Genomic DNA, 17,631 nt, shown 5'->3' on the forward strand with positions numbered 1-17,631 from the left:
GCCTCTTCGCGGGCTTGCCCGCTCCCACAGGTCATCACTGCCCTGAAGACCTGTGCAATACCTGTGGGAGCGGGCAAGCCCGCGAAGAGGCCAGCAGCCCTTACACAGCAACCAACGCGTTCAACGCCCCGTCCAGATCCTCGATCAGGTCACGATAATCCTCGATCCCCATCGAAAGCCGCAGCAGGTTTTCGCTGATCCCCATCACCCCTTTCTGCTCCGGGCTCAGCGAGCAGTGCGACATGGTCCACGAGTGGTTGATCATGCTCTCCACCCCGCCCAGCGAGTCGGCCAGCACAAAAATCTGCAGCGCCTCCACCAGGCGGTTGAGCGCGGCCCGGTCGCCCTTGACCTTCATCGCCACCACCGCCCCGCCGCTGCGCATCTGGCGTTTGCACAGTTCATGCTGCGGGTGGCTTTCCAGCCCTGGGTAATACACCTGTTCGATCTGCGGGTGGCTTTCAAGGAAGCGCGCTACCTGCAAGGCATTGGCACACTGGCGCTCCATGCGCACATCCAGGGTCTTCAGGCCGCGCAGGGCCAGGTAGCAGTCGAACGGCCCCTGCACCGCGCCAATCGCCATGCTGATGCGGCGCAAGCGTGCCAACAGGGCATCATTGGCCGCCACTACCACGCCGCCGGTCAGGTCGGAATGGCCGCCGATGTACTTGCTGGCCGAATGCATCACCAGGTCCACGCCCAGGGTGATCGGGCGCTGGTTCCACGGCGAGCAGAAGGTGTTGTCGATACAGGTGAGAATGCCCCGGGCCTTGGCCAGGTCGCACACCGCCTTGATGTCGACCAGGTGCAGCAACGGGTTGGTGGGCGACTCGATCCAGATCAGCTGGGTTTCCGGTTTGATAGCTGCGGCAACCGCCTCAAGGTCGTTAAGGTCGACGTAGGTGGTGGTCAGGCCCGAGGTGCGGCTGCGGTAGTCCTCCAGGATGCGGAAGGTGCCACCGTACACGCCGTTCATCACCACCACATGGGCATCCTTGGGCAGCAACTCCAGCACGGTTGCCGTGGCGTTTACGCCCGACGCACAGGCCACCGCGCCCACGCCTTCTTCCAGGGCCGCGACACAGGTTTCGTAGGCATGCCGGGTAGGGTTGCCAACGCGGCTGTAGGAGTATTCCGGCTTGTCGTCCAGGCTGCGCTTGGTGAACGAGCTGGCGGTGACGATGGCCGGGAAAATGGCGTTTTCGGCGACGCTGAACTGCTCGCCGGCGTGAATGGTGCGGGTGGCGAAATTGCGTGGCTTGTCGGACATGGTCAGGCCCATTGGCAGAGTGAAGGCTGCAACTATCGCACAACCCAAATGTTCTGGCCTTGGGGTAATCTGTGAAAAATTTTTCTACACGGCCCGCGCGCGATATGGACAGTTTCGACCAGCACATTCTTACCCTGCTTCAGCGCGATGCCTCGATCTCGCTCAAGGATTTGGCCGAGGCCGTCAACCTGTCCACCACACCCTGCTGGAAGCGGGTCAAGCGCCTGGAAGAAGAAGGCTACATCCTCGGCCGTGTCGCCCTGCTGGACCCGGAACGCCTGGGCCTGGGGCTTACCGTGTTCGTCCAGCTCAAGACCCAGCGCCACGACAGCGCCTGGCTGGAGCAGTTTGCCGCGACCGTGACCGGGTTCGAGGAAGTGATGGAGTTCTACCGCATGTCGGGGGACTGGGACTACATGTTGCGAGTGGTGGTGGGGGATATTGCGGCGTATGACCGGTTCTACAAAAAGCTGATTACCCGTACTGACGGGCTGTCGAACATCACCTCCAGTTTTGCCATGGAGCAGATGAAATACACCACGGCCTATCCGGTGAACCGTTCCTGAATCGGTGCTGGATTCTTCGCGGGCTTGCCCGCTCCCACAGGATCACCACAGATTTCAGGGCTGTGGTGATCCTGTGGGAGCGGGCAAGCCCGCGAAGAGGCCAGTACAGGCAACCCGTCAATCCGAAGTCAGCACCGCCGCAATCCGGTTCCCCGCCTTGGCTTTCTCGACCTTGATCGCCACAAACTTCGACGTCGGCGTATACGTTCCCACACCATAACTCTCCAGCGGCACCAGCGGGTTGGTCTCCGGGTAGTACGCCGCCGCCTGCCCTTCAGGCACGTCGTACGCCACCAGGCGGAACCCAGAAACCCGCCGTTCCACACCGTCCTCCCACAGCGACACCAGGTCCACCTGCTCACCCGGTTCAAAGCCCAGGCGGCGGATGTCGGCCTCGTTGACGAACACCACTTCCCGCAGGCCGAACACACCGCGGTAGCGGTCGTCCAGGCCATACAGGGTGGTGTTGTACTGGTCGTGCGAACGCAAGGTCTGCAGGATCAGGTCGGGCTTGTCGCCGCGCGCCAGCACCTTGGCGTTGATCAGCTCCTCCGGCAGTGCGTGGGGCATGAACCGGGCCTTGCCCGTGGCGGTGCGGAAGTTGCGATCGGCGGCATTGTTGCCCAGGTGGAAACCGCCCGGGCTATGCAGGCGTTCGTTGAAACCGGTGAAACCCGGGATCACGTCGGCAATCATGTCACGGATGCGGTTGTAGTCGGCCACCGCATACTCCCAGTCGATCGGCTGGTTGCCCAGCGTGGCCTTGGCCATGCCGGCGATGATCCACGGCTCCGAGCGCATGTGCGGCGAACGCGGGCGCAGCTGGCCGTTGGAGATGTGCACCATGCTGAAGGTGTCTTCCACGGTCACGCCTTGCGGCCCTTCGGCCTGCAGGTCGATTTCGGTCCGGCCCAGGCAGGGCAGGATCAGCGCATCGCGGCCAGTAACCAGGTGCGAGCGGTTGAGTTTGGTGGATATCTGCACGGTCAACGCGCAATTCTGCAGCGCCGCGTGGGTGCGCGGCGTGTCCGGGGTGGCCTGGGCAAAGTTGCCGCCCAAGGCAACGAACACCTTGGCCCGGCCCTCTTCCATGGCCTTGATCGCCAGCACCGCGTTGTGCCCATGGGCACGCGGCACACGGAACTGGAAGCGTTTTTCGATGGCATCGAGCAGCGCCGGCTTGGGCTTTTCGTCGATGCCCATGGTACGGTCGCCCTGCACGTTGCTGTGGCCGCGTACCGGCGACAAGCCAGCGCCTGGTTTGCCGACGTTGCCGCGCAGCAACTGCAAGTTGACGATTTCCTGCACGGTAGGCACCGAGTGGCGGTGCTGGGTGACGCCCATGGCCCAGCACATGATCACCCGCTCGGCCTTGCGGTACATGCGTGCCGCCAGCTCGATTTCGGCCAGGGTCAGGCCCGACTGCTTGACGATATGCTCCCAGGAGGTGGCGTCCACTGCCGCCAGGTAGTCATCGACACCGCTGGTGTGCTCGGCGATAAAGGCATGGTCGAACACCGCCGGCTCACCATTGGCCTGGGCTTCGCGCTCCCACTGCAACAGGTATTTGGCAATGCCGCGCATGGCCGCCATGTCACCGCCCAAGGCCGGGCGGAAGTAGGCGCTGGAGGTCGGTTCGGAGCCGTTGCTGAGCATTTCGAACGGGTGCTGCGGGTGCTGGAAGCGCTCCAGGCCACGCTCTTTCAGCGGGTTGAAACACACCACCTGAGCCCCGCGCTTGACCGCCTCACGCAGCGGCTCGAGCATGCGCGGGTGGTTGGTGCCTGGGTTCTGGCCGATGACAAAGATCGCGTCGGCCAGTTCCAGGTCGTGAAACACCACCGTGCCCTTACCCACCCCGAGGGTTTCCGACATGCCTGCGCCGCTGGCTTCGTGGCACATGTTCGAGCAGTCGGGGAAATTGTTGGTGCCGTAGGCGCGCACGAACAGCTGATAGAGGAACGCCGCCTCGTTGCTGGCCCGGCCCGAGGTGTAGAACTCGGCCTCGTCTGGCGACTGCAGCGCACGCAGGTGCCTGGCGACCAGCTCGAAGGCCTCCTGCCAGGTGGTTTCGACATAGTGGTCGGTGGCCGCGTCGTAGCGCATCGGGTGCGTGAGGCGGCCCTGGTATTCGAGCCAGTAGTCAGTCTGGTCCTTCAACGCACTGACGCTGTATTTAGCGAAGAACGCCGGGTCAACCGAGCGGCCGGTGGCTTCCCAGTTGACCGCCTTGGCGCCGTTTTCGCAGAACTTGACCATGTCGCTTTCCGGCGACTCGCCCCAGGCGCACCCGGGGCAGTCGAAGCCGCCGTTCTGGTTGGTCTTGAGCATGGCCCGCAGGTTCTTGAAGGCGTTTTCACTGCCCAGCCAGCTTTTGGTGACGCTCTTGAGCGCCCCCCAGCCGGCGGCCGCGCCTTTGTAGTCCCTGATGTGTTCGTCCTGGCTCATGCAATGGTTCCTCACGCTTCGGTGCTTTTATCCAGCGTATGGAGCGTGGGGTGGAGGCGTCCAATCGAAAGATCTTACGGCGTGATAAGCGGTTTCGATCATGGGCCGGAATTGGGGTTGCAGCCTTCGCGGGCACGCCCGCTCCCACAGGATCACCTTGAACCTCAGCCTTGTGCTGCACCTGTGGGAGCGGGCATGCCCGCGAATGGCGCGACGCGCTGTCGCCTTTGAAATGCCTGGCCTGAGTCATGATAGAGGCTATCGATCAACCGGTCGGACAAAGCAATTTGACGCCCCTGCCCCCAGGTTATAGCTTGGAGTTGTGTCCCAACCCTTCGAAATTCGAGCGCGAACGTGGAACAGAACAGCCGGGCCCTGATCGACGGCTTCAACCGGAAAATCGACTACCTGCGGATGTCGGTCACCGACCGCTGTGACTTCCGTTGCGTGTACTGCATGGCCGAAGACATGCAGTTCCTGCCGCGCCAGCAAATCCTCAGCCTCGAAGAACTGTTCCAGGTGGCCGAGCGCTTCGTCGCCCTGGGCACCCGCAAGATCCGCCTGACCGGCGGCGAACCACTGGTGCGCCAGGGCATCGTCGACCTGTGCGGGCGCATTGCCGCCCTGCCCGGCCTGCGCGAGCTGTGCATGACCAGCAACGGTTCGCAACTCGGGCGCCTGGCCAAGCCGCTGTTCGACGCAGGGCTGTCGCGCCTGAACATCAGCCTCGACAGCCTGGATAGCGAGCGCTTCAGGCAACTGACCCGTACCGGCGACCTCCATCAGGTCATCGCCGGTATCGATGCCGCACGCCGGGCCGGTTTCAAGCGCATCAAGCTTAACTGCGTGGTGCTGAAGGGCCGCAACGACCACGAACTGGTCGACCTGGTGCGCTTTGCCATCGATCGGGAACTGGACATCACCTTCATCGAAGAAATGCCGCTGGGCGTCATCAGCGAACACGAGCGCGGCGAGTCGTTCTGCTCCAGCGATGAAGTCCGCGCGCTGCTGGCTGAACAATTTACCTTGGTCGAATCGACCGAGTCGTCCCAAGGCCCAGCCCGTTACTGGCGCCTGGCTGAATCCGCCAATACCCGGGTCGGCTTCATTTCGCCGCACAGCCACAACTTCTGCGCTACCTGCAACCGCGTACGCCTCACGGTGGAGGGTCGCCTGCTGCTGTGCCTTGGCAATGAACATTCGGTGGACCTGAAACAGATGCTGCGTGCCCACCCCGGCAACGCCGAACGGCTGGAAAAGGCCATCCGCGATTCATTGCACCTCAAGCCTTACCGCCATCACTTCGAAGTCGGTGGCGACGTGCAGATCCTGCGCTTCATGAACATGACCGGCGGCTGAGCAGCCGTCTCTGGATTTCCATGATCGTCCACCCAAACCCCGATGTGCTGCGTGTGCTGTTCACCCTCAAAGGGTCGATCGTAAAGCGCATTGCCCTGCGCTGCCTGATGGTGACCCTGCTGGCCGCACTGATCGTGCTGGTCGAGCGCCACTTCCCGTCGTTTTTCTACCCGGTCAGCGCCACGCCGTTCACCTTGCTGGGCCTGTCGTTGTCGATCTTCATGAGCTTTCGCAACAACGCCTGTTACGACCGCTGGTGGGAGGGCCGCAAGGCGTGGGGCAAGTTGATTATCGAAACCCGCTCGTTCGTGCGCGAAAGCGTAGTGATTGCCGACCAGAACCTGCGCGCCGAACTGCTGCGCAGCCTGTGCGGCTATGCCCATGCGCTGAATGCGCGATTGCGCAACGAGGACGACCTGGCGGCCGCACGGCCCTGGCTGGCCCGGCCAGAGGCGATCAGCTCGCACAACGTGTGCGACGGCATCCTGCGCGTCATTGGCGAGCAGTGCTCGCGGCTGGCAGAGCAGCAGCAGATCAGCGATTGGCGCTACAGCTTGCTGGAGCAGCGGCTGGTAGGCCTTACCGAGGTGCAGGCGACCTGTGAGCGAATCAAGTTCACGCCGTTGCCGTTCCCCTACACGCTGTTGCTGCACCGCACCATCTACATCTTCTGCCTGCTGCTGCCGTTTGCCCTGGCCGAGCCGTTGGGTTGGCTGGCGCCGCTGTTCACCACCATCGTGGGGTACACGTTCTTCGGGCTGGATGCGATTGGCAACGAACTGGAAGACCCGTTCGGGCGGGATGAGAACGATTTGCCGACCGACGCCATGGTGCGGACCGTGGAGCGGGATGTGCTGGCGGGGATGGGTGAGGTGCAACTGCCGCCGGCGTTGTTGCCGGTGGGGTATGTGTTGAGCTGATTTGTTGTTGCCTGTGCCGGCCTCTTCGCGGGCTTGCCCGCTCCCACAGGGTCCTCACAAATTCTGAGTCCTGCGCTGTACCTGTGGGAGCGGGCAAGCCCGCGAAGAGGCCAGCACAGGTAAAAGATCACCCCCGGCTTGCGCAGGCCTCGATCGGCAGCAGGTGTTTGACGAAGTTGCACGGCCGGTGCCGGGCATCCAGCTGCTCCGCCAGAATCCCTTCCCACGCCGTGCGGCAGGCCCCGGTAGAACCCGGCAAGCAGCACACCAACGTGCGGTTGGACAACCCGGCCAGCGCCCGGCTCTGCACGGTCGAGCTGCCAATATCCAGAATCGACAACGCCCGGAACAGCTCACCAAAGCCATCGATACGCTTGTCCAGCAGGCACCCGACCGCCTCCGGCGTGCTGTCCCGCCCGGTAAAGCCGGTGCCGCCGGTAATCAGCACCACCTGCACCTGCTCATCGGCAATCCAGGTCGCGACCTGGGCGCGAATCTTGTACAGGTCGTCCTTGAGCAACGCCCGCGCCACCAGGCGGTGGCCGATCTCTACCGACCGGCTGGCCAGCAGCTCGCCGGAAGTGTCGTTGTCGTAGGTACGGGTGTCGCTGACGGTCAGCACGGCGATGTTGAGCGGTACGAAAACCGCATCGGGTTGGACGCGCACGTTTAAAGCTCCTTGAATGGCATTGTCGCCACGCTAGAGCCATGGCCCGAGGGCGTCCAATCAATATGGCGTACCGGGCGATCAATGACATCTATCGCAGACGTAGGTTAAGGTCTGCACAACCAGACGCCAGGCACTTCCATGGACATCAAGCAGCTCAAGTTCCTCATCGCCCTCGACCAGACCCGCCACTTCGGCCAGGCGGCGGCGCTGTGCCATATCACCCAGCCGACGCTGTCCATGCGCCTGCGCAACCTGGAGGACGAACTGGAGCTGGTGCTGGTCAAGCGCGGCCAGCGCTTCGAAGGTTTTACCGAAGCCGGCGAGCGCATCCTGGCCTGGGCCCGCACCCTGCTCGCCGCCCATGACGGCCTGCAGGCCGAGGCTGCCAGCTGCCGCGGCCAGGTGGTCGGCAGCCTGCGCCTGGGCACGGTGCCGCTGGCCAGCTTCAACCCCATGCACCTGCTGCTGCCGCTGCGCGACAAATACCCCGAACTGCACTTCCAGCTCAGCTCGCTAAGCTCGGAGCAGGTCATCGATGGGCTTAGCCGCAACCAGCTCGACCTGGGCATCTGCTACCTGGACCAAGTGAACACCAGCTTCTTCGAAGTGATCGAACTGGGCACTACCACCATGGGCCTGCTGCACGACACCCGGCACTTCCAGTTCAGCGGCGAAACGCTGCGCTGGGACGCACTCAGCGACATACCGCTGGGCCTGCTGAGCAAGGGCATGCATTACCGCCAATCGCTGGACCTGAGTTTCCGCAGCCGAGGCCTAGAGCCGCATGCAGTGCTGGAGAGCGACTCGACCTTCCAGCTGATCCAGGCCATCAACACCGGCATGTGCTGCGCGATCATGCCTCTGGACTGCGGCCTGGAAGACCTCAGCGAGCACCTGCGCATCCTGCCGGTGGCCGACGCCGCCATCCACAGCCCGGTCGGCCTGCTGCTGCGCCGCAGCGAGCCGCGTTCGGCAATTGCCGAGCAGTGCTTTGCCGAAGCGCGGGCGCTGTTTCAAGCCACCTGATCGCTGGTTGCCTGGCGGTACTGCCTCGGTGTAAAGCCGGTCAGTTGCTTGAACTGGCGGCTGAAGGCGCTGTGGTCGGTGTAGCCACAGCACATCGCCACTTCCGTGATCGGCATGTCTGAATGCAACAGGCGGTGGGCGTGCTCCAGGCGCGCCTTGTGGATCATCTGCCGGGGTGTGAGGTGGAACACCCGCTTGCAGTAACGCTCCAGCTGGGCCACGGAAATACCGGCGATGCGGGTCAGCTCGCCCATGCTTATTTGCTGGTGGAAATACTGGCGAATGTGCTCGTCCACCGCAGCCAGGCGTTGATAGGCGGGGTGGCTGTCGGCGGCTGATTGCAGGTCGACCGAAATGCCGACCAACCCGATGATCTCACCCGCCTGGTTGTACAGCGGGCGCTTGTGGGTCAGGCACCAGCCGGGCTCGCGGCTGCCGTACAGGTGCAACTCCAGTTGATCTTCCAGCACCCGGCCTTCCTTGAGGACTCGACGGTCCTGCTCGGTGTAGCCGGGGCCCAGCTGTGCCGGGAAGACTTCGGCGCTGGTCTTCCCCAGCAACGGTTGCAAGCGCTTGAGGCCGCAGCGCTGGACCAGGGTGTTGTTGGCCAGCACGTAACGGGCGGCCGGGTCCTTGATGAAGATGGCGGCGTTGGGGATGGCGTCGAGGATCGGCAGCAGCAGGGATACACCGGCGAGCAGGACCTCCAGGCTGGCGGGGCGGTGCTGATCCAAGGACTGGTAGAGGGTTGCCAGGGTTATGTCGGTCATCTGTCAGTTCTCTGCTGGCTGTGCCGGCCCTTTCGCGGGCGCGCCCGCTCCCACAGGTCCTCCACACATTTCGAATTCTGCGCCATACCTGTGGGAGCGGGCATGCCCGCGAAGAGGCCGGCACGATCAAATTACCCCTACAGGCCTTGTGCGGCTTGGCCTACAGCCTATCCATCAGCCCACCATCGGCGCCAGTTTTTTCTGTAACTGTGCCGATTTCGTCATCCCCCTTGCAGAAAACCATCAAGAACCGCCGCCCCGAGCGGTTCACTCTATGCCCCACGCAAGCCGCCCAAGTTCAACAAGAGCGCGGCCCAAAAAGCCGCATCTCGTGACATCAGACCTGCCTATCCAATAACCAACAAAAAGGCGAACCCATGTCAGGCAAATTCAAGAAACAGTTGTCATTGCTGGACCTCACCTTCATCGGCCTGGGGGCCATCTTCGGCTCCGGCTGGCTGTTCGCCGCCAGCCACGTCTCGGCCATCGCCGGCCCGGCCGGCATCCTGTCCTGGTTCCTCGGCGGTTTCGCCGTGCTGCTGCTGGGCATCGTCTACTGCGAGCTGGGCGCCGCCCTGCCCCGCGCCGGTGGCGTAGTGCGCTACCCGGTGTACTCGCACGGCCCGCTGCTGGGCTACCTGATGGGCTTCATCACCCTGATCGCCTTCTCCAGCCTGATCGCCATCGAAGTGGTCGCCTCGCGCCAGTACGCCGCCGCGTGGTTCCCCGGGCTGACCAAGGCCGGCTCCAGCGACCCGACCGTGCTCGGCTGGCTGGTGCAATTCGCCTTGCTGGGGCTGTTCTTCTTCCTCAACTACCGCAGCGTGAAAACCTTCGCCAAAGCCAACAACCTGGTCAGCGTGTTCAAGTTCATCGTGCCGCTGCTGGTGATTGGCGTACTGTTCACCTTCTTCAAGCCAGAAAACTTCCAGGTCCAGGGCTTTGCCCCGTTCGGCCTGTCCGGTGTTGAAATGGCCGTGTCGGCCGGCGGCATCATCTTCGCCTACCTGGGACTGACGCCGATCATTTCGGTGGCCAGCGAGGTGAAAAACCCGCAGCGCACCATCCCGATTGCGCTGATCCTTTCGGTGTTGCTGTCCACCGCGATCTACGCCCTGCTGCAACTGGCCTTCCTCGGCAGCGTACCAACCGAAATGCTCGCCAACGGCTGGGCCAGCGTGACCAAGGAACTGGCCCTGCCCTACCGTGACATCGCCCTGGCCCTGGGTGTGGGCTGGCTGGCCTACCTGGTGGTGGCCGACGCCGTGATCTCGCCCAGCGGCTGCGGCAACATCTACATGAACGCCACCCCGCGCGTGGTCTATGGCTGGGCGCAGACCGGCACCTTCTTCAAGTACTTCACCCGCATCGACGCCGAGTCCGGCATTCCACGCCCGGCGCTGTGGCTGACCTTTGGCCTGTCGGTGTTCTGGACCCTGCCATTCCCGTCGTGGGAAGCACTGATCAACGTGGTATCCGCTGCCCTGGTACTGAGCTATGCCGTGGCGCCGGTCACCGTCGCCGCCCTGCGCCGCAATGCCCCTGACATGCCTCGCCCGTTCCGGGTAAAGGGCATGGGCGTGCTCGGCCCGCTGTCGTTCATCATCGCCGCGCTGATTGTGTACTGGTCTGGCTGGAACACCGTGTCCTGGCTGCTGGCCCTGCAAATCGTGATGTTCGTGCTGTACCTGCTGTGCGGCCGCTTCGTGCCCACCCAACACCTGTCGCTGGGCCAGCAAGTGCGCTCGTCGGCGTGGCTGATCGGCTTCTACGCGGTAACCATCCTGCTGTCGTGGCTGGGCAGCTTCGGCGGCCTGGGGGTCATCGGCCACCCGCTCGACACCGTGGCCGTGGCGGCCTGTGCACTGGGCATCTACTACTGGGGTGCGGCCACAGGTGTGCCTGCTCATCTGGTGCGCCTGGAAGGCGAGGACGAAAGCGAGACCAGCGCTGACACCTATGCCGGCCGCCCCGCCGCCGTCGCCTCCTGATCTTTTACCCAAGGGACAAGCCCATGAAACAGATTCACGTCATCGACTCCCATACCGGCGGTGAGCCTACCCGCCTGGTGATGAAGGGCTTCCCGCAACTGCACGGCCGCAGCATGGCCGAGCAGCGCGACGAACTGCGCGAGCTGCACGACCCGTGGCGCCGCGCCTGCCTGCTGGAGCCACGCGGCAACGATGTGCTGGTGGGCGCGCTGTACTGCCCACCGGTGTCGGCCGACGCCACCTGCGGGGTGATTTTCTTCAACAACGCCGGCTACCTGAACATGTGCGGCCACGGCACCATCGGCCTGGTCGCCTCGTTGCAGCACCTGGGCCTGATCGCACCGGGCGTGCACAAGATCGATACCCCGGTCGGCCAGGTCAGCGCCACCTTGCATGAAGATGGCGCCATTACCGTGGGTAACGTCCCTTCCTACCGGTACCGCCAGCAGGTGGCGGTGGATGTGCCCGAGCATGGCGTGGTGCACGGCGACATTGCCTGGGGCGGAAACTGGTTCTTCCTGGTTGCCGAACACGGCCAGCGTATCGAGCTGGACAACCGCGAGGCATTGACCGACTACACCTGGGCCATGCTCAAGGCCCTGGAAGACCAGGGCATCACCGGCGAAAACGGCGAGCCTATCGACCACGTCGAGCTGTTCGCCGACGACGCCCACGCCGATAGCCGCAACTTCGTGATGTGCCCAGGCAAAGCCTACGACCGCTCGCCCTGCGGCACCGGCACCAGCGCCAAGCTGGCCTGCCTGGCCGCCGACGGCAAGCTTGCCGAAGGCCAGACCTGGGTGCAGGCCAGCATCACCGGCAGCCAGTTCCATGGCCGCTTTGAGCACGACGGCGATCGCATTCGCCCGTTCATCACCGGCCGCGCCTACATGACCGCCGACAGCACCCTGCTGATCGACGAACAGGACCCGTTCGCCTGGGGCATCTGAGCCCCGGCCCTTTTTCTCCCAAACCGAATTTCGCGAGGAGTAACAACAATGACCAACAACATCTTCACCGGCACCATGCCCGCCCTGATGACCCCGTGCACCGCCGAGCGCAAGCCGGACTTCGACGCCCTGGTGCGCAAGGGCCGCGAACTGATCGAGGCCGGCATGAGCGCCGTGGTGTACTGCGGCTCGATGGGCGACTGGCCGCTGCTGACCGAGGCCGAGCGCCAGGAAGGCGTGGCACGCCTGGTGGCCGCCGGCATCCCGACCATTGTCGGCACTGGCGCGGTGAACACCCGTGAAGCCGTGTCCCACGCTGCCCATGCGGCCAAGGTCGGCGCTGCTGGCCTGATGGTCATCCCTCGTGTGCTCAGCCGCGGCGCTTCGCTGATTGCCCAGAAGCACCACTTCTCGGCCATCCTCGCTGCCGCGCCAAAGCTGCCAGCAGTGATCTACAACAGCCCCTACTACGGCTTTGCCACCCGCGCCGACCTGTTCTTCGAGCTGCGCCGTGAGTTCTCCAACCTGATCGGCTTCAAGGAATTCGGCGGTGGTGCCGACCTGCGTTACGCCGCCGAACACATCACCTCCAAGGATGACGATGTGACCCTGATGGTCGGCGTGGACACCCAGGTGGTGCATGGCTTCGTCAACTGCAACGCCACTGGCGCCATCACCGGCATCGGCAACGCCCTGCCGCGTGAAGTGCTGCACCTGGTAAGCCTGAGCAAGCAGGCCGCCAAAGGTGACGCCAAGGCCCGCCGCCTGGCCCGCGAGCTGGAGGCCGCACTGGCGGTGCTGTCGTCGTTCGATGAAGGCTGCGACCTGGTGCTGTACTACAAGCACCTGATGGTGCTGAACGGCGACCGTGAATACGGCCTGCACTTCAACGAGACCGACGTGCTGACCGATGCGCAGCGCAACTATGCCGAGCAGCAGTATTCGCTGTTCCGCAGTTGGTATGCGAGCTGGTCGGCCGAGCAGAACGTCGCCTGACTTATGCCCTGCGCGGCCCCTTGTAGGAGCGGCCTTGTGTCGCGATCGGGCTGCAAGGCAGCCCCAGCATTTTGTGCGTCTGCGCGGAAACCCCGGGGCTGCTGCGCAGCCCTTTCGCGACACAAGGCCGCTCCTACAGGGGCCGCGGTTTCGCTTGATATCCGAATCTGATTTCCCAAGGAGGCTCCATGACCCTCACAGGCAACCTGCTGATAGGCCAAACCCCGGTAACCGGCAGCCGCGAAGCCATCCACGCCATCAACCCGGCCACCGGCCAGGCGCTGGAGCCGGCCTACCTCGGCGGCACCGGCGAGCACGTGGCCCAGGCCTGCGCACTGGCCTGGGCTGCGTTCGACGCCTACCGCGAAACTTCGCTCGAACAGCGGGCACAGTTTCTCGAAACCATCGCCGCGCAGGTCGAAGCCCTGGGCGATGCACTGATCGACCGCGCCGTGGCCGAAACCGGCCTGCCCAAGGCGCGCATTCAAGGCGAACGTGGCCGCACCTGCACCCAGCTGCGCACCTTCGCCCGTGTGGTACGGGCCGGTGAATGGCTGGATGTGCGGGTCGATAATGCCCAGCCCGAACGCCAACCGCTGCCCCGCGCCGACCTGCGCCAGCGCCAGGTAGCCTTGGGGCCGGTGGCCGTGTTTGGCGCCAGCAATTTCCCGCTGGCGTTCTCGGTGGCCGGGGGCGACACCGCGTCGGCACTGGCCGCTGGCTGCCCGGTGGTGGTCAAAGCCCACAGCGCTCACCCCGGCACCAGTGAACTGGTTGGCCACGCTGTGGCGCAAGCGGTAAAGCTGTGCGGCTTGCCGGCCGGCGTGTTCTCGTTGCTGTACGGTTCTGGCCGTGAGGTCGGCATCGCGCTGGTCAGCGACCCACGCATCAAAGCCGTTGGTTTTACAGGTTCGCGCAGCGGTGGCGTAGCGCTGTGCCAGGCTGCCCAGGCGCGCCCGGAGCCGATCCCGGTGTATGCCGAAATGAGTTCGATCAACCCGGTGTTCCTGTTCGAAGCAGCCCTGCAAGCCCGTGCCGAAACGCTGGCGCAAGGCTTTGTCGCCTCGCTGACCCAAGGTGCCGGCCAGTTCTGCACCAACCCCGGTCTGGTGATTGCCCGCCAAGGCCCTGCGTTGCAGCAGTTTATCGACGCCGCCAGCGAGCACGTGCGCCAGGCCGCCGCACAGACCATGCTCACCCCTGGCATCTTCAACGCTTACCAGGCGGGCATCGGCGCCCTGGCAGAAAACGCCAATGCCCAGGCCGTGGCCAGCGGCCAAACCGGGCAAGGCCCCAACCAATGCCAGGCGCAGCTATTCGTGACCCAGGCCGAAGCCTTCCTGGCCGACCCTGCGTTGCAGGCCGAGGTGTTCGGCGCGGCGTCGCTGGTGGTGGCCTGCGCAAGCGATGAACAGGTACGCCAGGTGGCCGAGCATCTGGAAGGCCAGTTGACCGCGACCTTGCAACTGGACGATGCCGACATCGACAGCGCCCGGGCCCTGTTGCCGACCCTTGAACGCAAAGCCGGGCGCATTCTGGTCAATGGCTGGCCGACCGGCGTCGAAGTATGCGATGCAATGGTCCACGGCGGGCCGTTCCCGGCCACCTCCGATGCCCGCACCACCTCGGTGGGCACGGCGGCGATCCTGCGCTTTTTGCGCCCGGTGTGCTACCAGGATTTCCCAGACGCCCTGCTGCCGCAGGCTGTGCAGCACAGCAACCCGCTCCACCTGCGGCGCCTGCTTGACGGCAAACGGGAAGGCTGAACATGGTAGAAGCCCACGAAGCTGATATCGCCGTGGTTGGCGCCGGCATTGTCGGCGTCGCCTGCGCCCTGCAACTGGCCCGCCAGGGCCGCAAGGTGCTGCTTGTGGACCGCCAGGCACCCGGCAACGGTGCGTCCTATGGCAATGCCGGGCACCTGGCCACCGAGCAGGTGTTTCCGATTGCCGACCTGTCCATCCTCAAGCGACTGCCGCGCATGCTGCTGGACCCAATGGGCCCCCTGCGCCTGGACTGGAAGTACCTGCCCAAGGCCATGCCGTGGTTCACCCGCCTGCTGCTCAACCTGCGCCCGGCGCCGTTCCAGCGCAGCGTGGCCGGCATCCGTACACTGAACGAAGGCAGCCTGGGTGCCTGGCAGCGGTTGCTGGGCTCAATAGGGCGCAGCGATCTGTTCCAGGAAGATGGCTCGTTGCTGGTGTTCGAAAAGCCTGAGTCGCGCCAGGCCCTGCAAGCCCTGCGCACGCGCATGGAGCAGCAGGCAGTGCCGGTAGACTTCTGGGCGGCCGAAACGGTGCACGAGGCGGCGCCGCAGTTGAGCCCCTCGCTGCTGGGTGGGTTGTACTTCCCACGCACCGGGCATTTCATCGACCCCTACCGTGTGGTGTGTGAGCTGTATGAAGCAGCCAAAGCCAGTGGCGTGCGCTTTGTCCAGGCGCAAGTCGATGGCGGGCAGTTGCACAGCAGCGGGGTCAGCCTGGTCAGCGAGCAAGGCACGTTCAATGCCCGTCAGGTGCTGATCAGCTGTGGCGCGCATTCTGCCAGATTGACGACCGCGCTGACGGGCAAACGGGTGCCGCTGGATACAGAGCGCGGCTACCACCTGATGTTACCGGGTGAGCAGCAACGGCTGCCATTTGCGGTCACGTCGCTGGAGCGCAAGTTCATCATGACGCCCATGGCCGAAGGTTTGCGCCTGGCGGGCACGGTGGAGTTTGCCGGGCTGGAGGCACCGCCGAGCATGCAGCGGGCGTGGCAGTTGCACCGGTTGAGCAAGGGGTTGTTCCGGCGGGACTTGAGTGCTGAAGGGGCTACGCCGTGGATGGGCTTCCGGCCTTCGTTGCCGGATTCGTTGCCGGTGATCGACCGGGTGTGTGATGGGCGGGTGCTGTTGGCGTTTGGGCATCAGCACCTGGGGTTGACCCAGGCGGCGGTGACGGCGCAATGGGTGGGAAGGTTGGCTGAGCGGGCCGGCGGGGTTGAGATGGGAGCCTACCGGTTGGATCGGTTCTAGATTCGGGGCCGCTATGCGGCCCAATCGCCGGCAAGCCAGCTCCCACAGGTAATGCACAGGGCTCGAAGCCTGTGATGACCTGTGGGAGCTGGCTTGCCGGCGATTGGGCTGCATGGCAGCCCCATCTGAACTCAGCGATAACGCTCAAGCCAGTGCGCGTATGGCGCTGGCAAGGTCCAGGAGGCTTTCTCCACCCCCAGCTCCTTGGCCGCAAAGTACGCCCAGTGCGGGTCGGCCAAATGCGCACGCCCGACCGAAACCAGGTCCAGCTGGTTGGCCTGCAACGCAGCCTCCGCCAGTTGCGGCGTACCAAAGCCCCATGCCGAAGTCACCGGCAGCTTCGCCTCACGGCGTACACGCTCGGCAACCGGCCCCATGAATGCCGGGCCCCACGGGATGTTGGTCTCGGGGATGGTGAAACCAACGCTCACGCTCAGCAGGTCCAGGCCACCGGCCTTGAAGCGGCGCGCCAGCTCGATCGACTCTTCCAGGGTCTGCTCGTCGCGGCCGTCGTATTCCAGCACACCAAAGCGCGCGGTCAGCGGCAGGTTTTCCGGCCACACTTCACGCACCGCGGCCAGGGTTTCCAGCAGGAAGCGGCTGCGGTTGTCGAAGCTGCCGCCGTAGGCGTCGGTACGCTTGTTGGAGTGTTCAGAGAAGAAGCTCTGGCCCAGGTAACCGTGGGCAAAGTGCAGTTCGATCCACTCAAAGCCGGCATCACGCGCACGGCGGGCGGCATCGACGAAGTCCTGCTTGACCCGGGCGATGTCATCCAGGCTCATCTCGCGTGGCACTTTCGGCAGGTGCGCGCCAAAGGCGACGGCAGACGGGGCGATGGTTTGCCAGCCGCGGGCATCGTCGGCGGCAATGTGGTCATCCCCTTCCCACGGGCGGTTGGCGCTGGCCTTGCGCCCGGCGTGGGCGATCTGGATACCTGGCACGGAGCCGGCGGCCTTGATGGCCTGCACCACCGGCACGAAGGCCTGGGCATGGGCATCGCTCCAGATACCGGCGCAACCGGGGGAGATACGCCCTTCCGGCGCTACCGCCGTGGCTTCGACCACCAGCAGGCCGGCACCACCACGGGCGAGACCTGCGTAATGCACGTGATGCCAGTCGTTGATCATGCCGTCCTCGGCCATGTACTGGCACATTGGCGGGATGGCGATGCGGTTGCGCAGGGTGACGTCCTTGAGGGCGTAGGGTTCGAACAGTGCGGACATGGGAAACTCCGGATTCATCTGAATACTATTGTTCGATCATAATCGAACTATGGCAATTAATGAAACCCCCGTTATCATGTGAGCCATGCGAGCCTATAAACACCCCACCGCGCAAGACCTGATCCTTGAACGCCTGCTGTACGCGCTGAGCGACCCCGTGCGCCTGGAAATCGTCCGCCATCTGGCCGGTGTAACCGAAGCCAGCTGCGGCGAGCTGGATGGCGGCCGGCCGAAGTCGAGCATGTCCCATCACTTTCGCGTGCTGCGTGATGCAGGGTTGGTGCATACCCGCAATGTGGGCACGACCCACATGAATTCGCTGCGCAGCGAAATGCTGGGCGAGCGGTTTCCCGGGTTGCTGGAGTGCATCCTGCGGCAAGTTTGACCTGTCAGGCTATACGCGGCCCTTGTGGGAGCGGCCTTGTG

General features: G+C 64.3%; 15 protein-coding genes. 10 read left to right on the top strand and 5 right to left on the bottom strand.

The features are described 5' to 3' along the window. Nucleotides 1-100: 100 nt before the first annotated feature. Nucleotides 101-1,282, bottom strand: a complete 1,182-nt coding sequence (locus tag ACFY9W_RS05580; RefSeq protein WP_391127212.1) for an aminotransferase class I/II-fold pyridoxal phosphate-dependent enzyme — start codon at nt 1,280-1,282, stop codon at nt 101-103. Nucleotides 1,283-1,374: 92 nt separating this feature from the next. Between ACFY9W_RS05580 and ACFY9W_RS05585 the strand changes: the two genes are divergently transcribed. After that, nucleotides 1,375-1,836 (top strand): Lrp/AsnC ligand binding domain-containing protein, encoded by a 462-nt coding sequence (locus ACFY9W_RS05585; RefSeq protein ID WP_391126895.1) that lies wholly within the window; start codon nt 1,375-1,377, stop codon nt 1,834-1,836. Nucleotides 1,837-1,953: 117 nt separating this feature from the next. Here ACFY9W_RS05585 and ACFY9W_RS05590 read toward each other — a convergent pair whose 3' ends face one another. Next, the gene (locus ACFY9W_RS05590; protein ID WP_391126898.1) at nt 1,954-4,284 is read right to left on the bottom strand and encodes an FdhF/YdeP family oxidoreductase; all 2,331 of its coding nucleotides are present in this window, start codon (nt 4,282-4,284) and stop codon (nt 1,954-1,956) included. A 354-nt stretch (nt 4,285-4,638) separates the two neighbouring features. Here ACFY9W_RS05590 and moaA point away from each other — a divergent pair, with 354 nt between their 5' ends. Then, nucleotides 4,639-5,643, top strand: a complete 1,005-nt coding sequence (moaA, locus tag ACFY9W_RS05595) for a GTP 3',8-cyclase MoaA (RefSeq protein ID WP_391126901.1) — start codon at nt 4,639-4,641, stop codon at nt 5,641-5,643. 20 nt (nt 5,644-5,663) lie between these two features. Beyond that, nucleotides 5,664-6,563 carry a bestrophin family ion channel gene (locus tag ACFY9W_RS05600; RefSeq protein ID WP_391126904.1) on the top strand — a complete coding sequence of 300 codons (900 nt, stop codon included), beginning with the start codon at nt 5,664-5,666 and terminating at the stop codon, nt 6,561-6,563. A gap of 127 nt (nt 6,564-6,690) precedes the next feature. Here ACFY9W_RS05600 and moaB read toward each other — a convergent pair whose 3' ends face one another. Next, a complete protein-coding gene (moaB, locus tag ACFY9W_RS05605; protein WP_391126907.1) occupies nt 6,691-7,230 on the bottom strand; it encodes a molybdenum cofactor biosynthesis protein B in 540 nt (179 codons plus the stop codon). Between the two features lie 141 nt (nt 7,231-7,371). Here moaB and ACFY9W_RS05610 point away from each other — a divergent pair, with 141 nt between their 5' ends. Further along, the gene (locus ACFY9W_RS05610) at nt 7,372-8,259 is read left to right on the top strand and encodes a LysR substrate-binding domain-containing protein (RefSeq protein WP_391126910.1); all 888 of its coding nucleotides are present in this window, start codon (nt 7,372-7,374) and stop codon (nt 8,257-8,259) included. Here the strand turns inward: ACFY9W_RS05610 and ACFY9W_RS05615 are convergent. Beyond that, the gene (locus ACFY9W_RS05615; RefSeq protein WP_391126913.1) at nt 8,247-9,029 is read right to left on the bottom strand and encodes a helix-turn-helix domain-containing protein; all 783 of its coding nucleotides are present in this window, start codon (nt 9,027-9,029) and stop codon (nt 8,247-8,249) included. The genes ACFY9W_RS05610 and ACFY9W_RS05615 overlap by 13 nt on opposite strands. A 377-nt stretch (nt 9,030-9,406) precedes the next feature. On the opposite strand from ACFY9W_RS05615, the gene ACFY9W_RS05620 reads away from it, so the two are divergent. The 5 genes from ACFY9W_RS05620 to ACFY9W_RS05640 all read left to right on the top strand — a co-directional run bounded on the left by ACFY9W_RS05620 (nt 9,407) and on the right by ACFY9W_RS05640 (nt 15,982). Continuing rightward, nucleotides 9,407-11,020, top strand: a complete 1,614-nt coding sequence (locus ACFY9W_RS05620; RefSeq protein WP_391126916.1) for an amino acid permease — start codon at nt 9,407-9,409, stop codon at nt 11,018-11,020. Nucleotides 11,021-11,043: 23 nt separating this feature from the next. Further along, entirely contained in the window at nt 11,044-11,970 is a 927-nt protein-coding gene (locus tag ACFY9W_RS05625; protein ID WP_391126919.1) for a 4-hydroxyproline epimerase, read from the top strand. Nucleotides 11,971-12,018: 48 nt separating this feature from the next. Next, a complete protein-coding gene (locus ACFY9W_RS05630) occupies nt 12,019-12,966 on the top strand; it encodes a dihydrodipicolinate synthase family protein (RefSeq protein ID WP_391126922.1) in 948 nt (315 codons plus the stop codon). Nucleotides 12,967-13,154: 188 nt separating this feature from the next. After that, nucleotides 13,155-14,732: an aldehyde dehydrogenase family protein gene (locus ACFY9W_RS05635; RefSeq protein WP_391126925.1), complete on the top strand. Its 1,578-nt coding sequence runs from the start codon at nt 13,155-13,157 to the stop codon at nt 14,730-14,732. A 2-nt stretch (nt 14,733-14,734) separates the two neighbouring features. Beyond that, complete coding sequence (locus ACFY9W_RS05640) at nt 14,735-15,982, top strand: FAD-dependent oxidoreductase (RefSeq protein ID WP_391126928.1); 1,248 nt, start codon at nt 14,735-14,737, stop codon at nt 15,980-15,982. A 131-nt stretch (nt 15,983-16,113) separates the two neighbouring features. On the opposite strand, the gene xenA is transcribed toward ACFY9W_RS05640, so the two are convergent. After that, a complete protein-coding gene (gene xenA / locus ACFY9W_RS05645; RefSeq protein WP_391126931.1) occupies nt 16,114-17,205 on the bottom strand; it encodes a xenobiotic reductase XenA in 1,092 nt (363 codons plus the stop codon). Between the two features lie 85 nt (nt 17,206-17,290). On the opposite strand from xenA, the gene ACFY9W_RS05650 reads away from it, so the two are divergent. Then, the gene (locus tag ACFY9W_RS05650) at nt 17,291-17,590 is read left to right on the top strand and encodes a helix-turn-helix domain-containing protein (protein ID WP_391126934.1); all 300 of its coding nucleotides are present in this window, start codon (nt 17,291-17,293) and stop codon (nt 17,588-17,590) included. Nucleotides 17,591-17,631: the final 41 nt, after the last annotated feature.

The organism is Pseudomonas sp. NPDC008258 (genome assembly GCF_042956345.1).
GTDB lineage: Bacteria > Pseudomonadota > Gammaproteobacteria > Pseudomonadales > Pseudomonadaceae > Aquipseudomonas.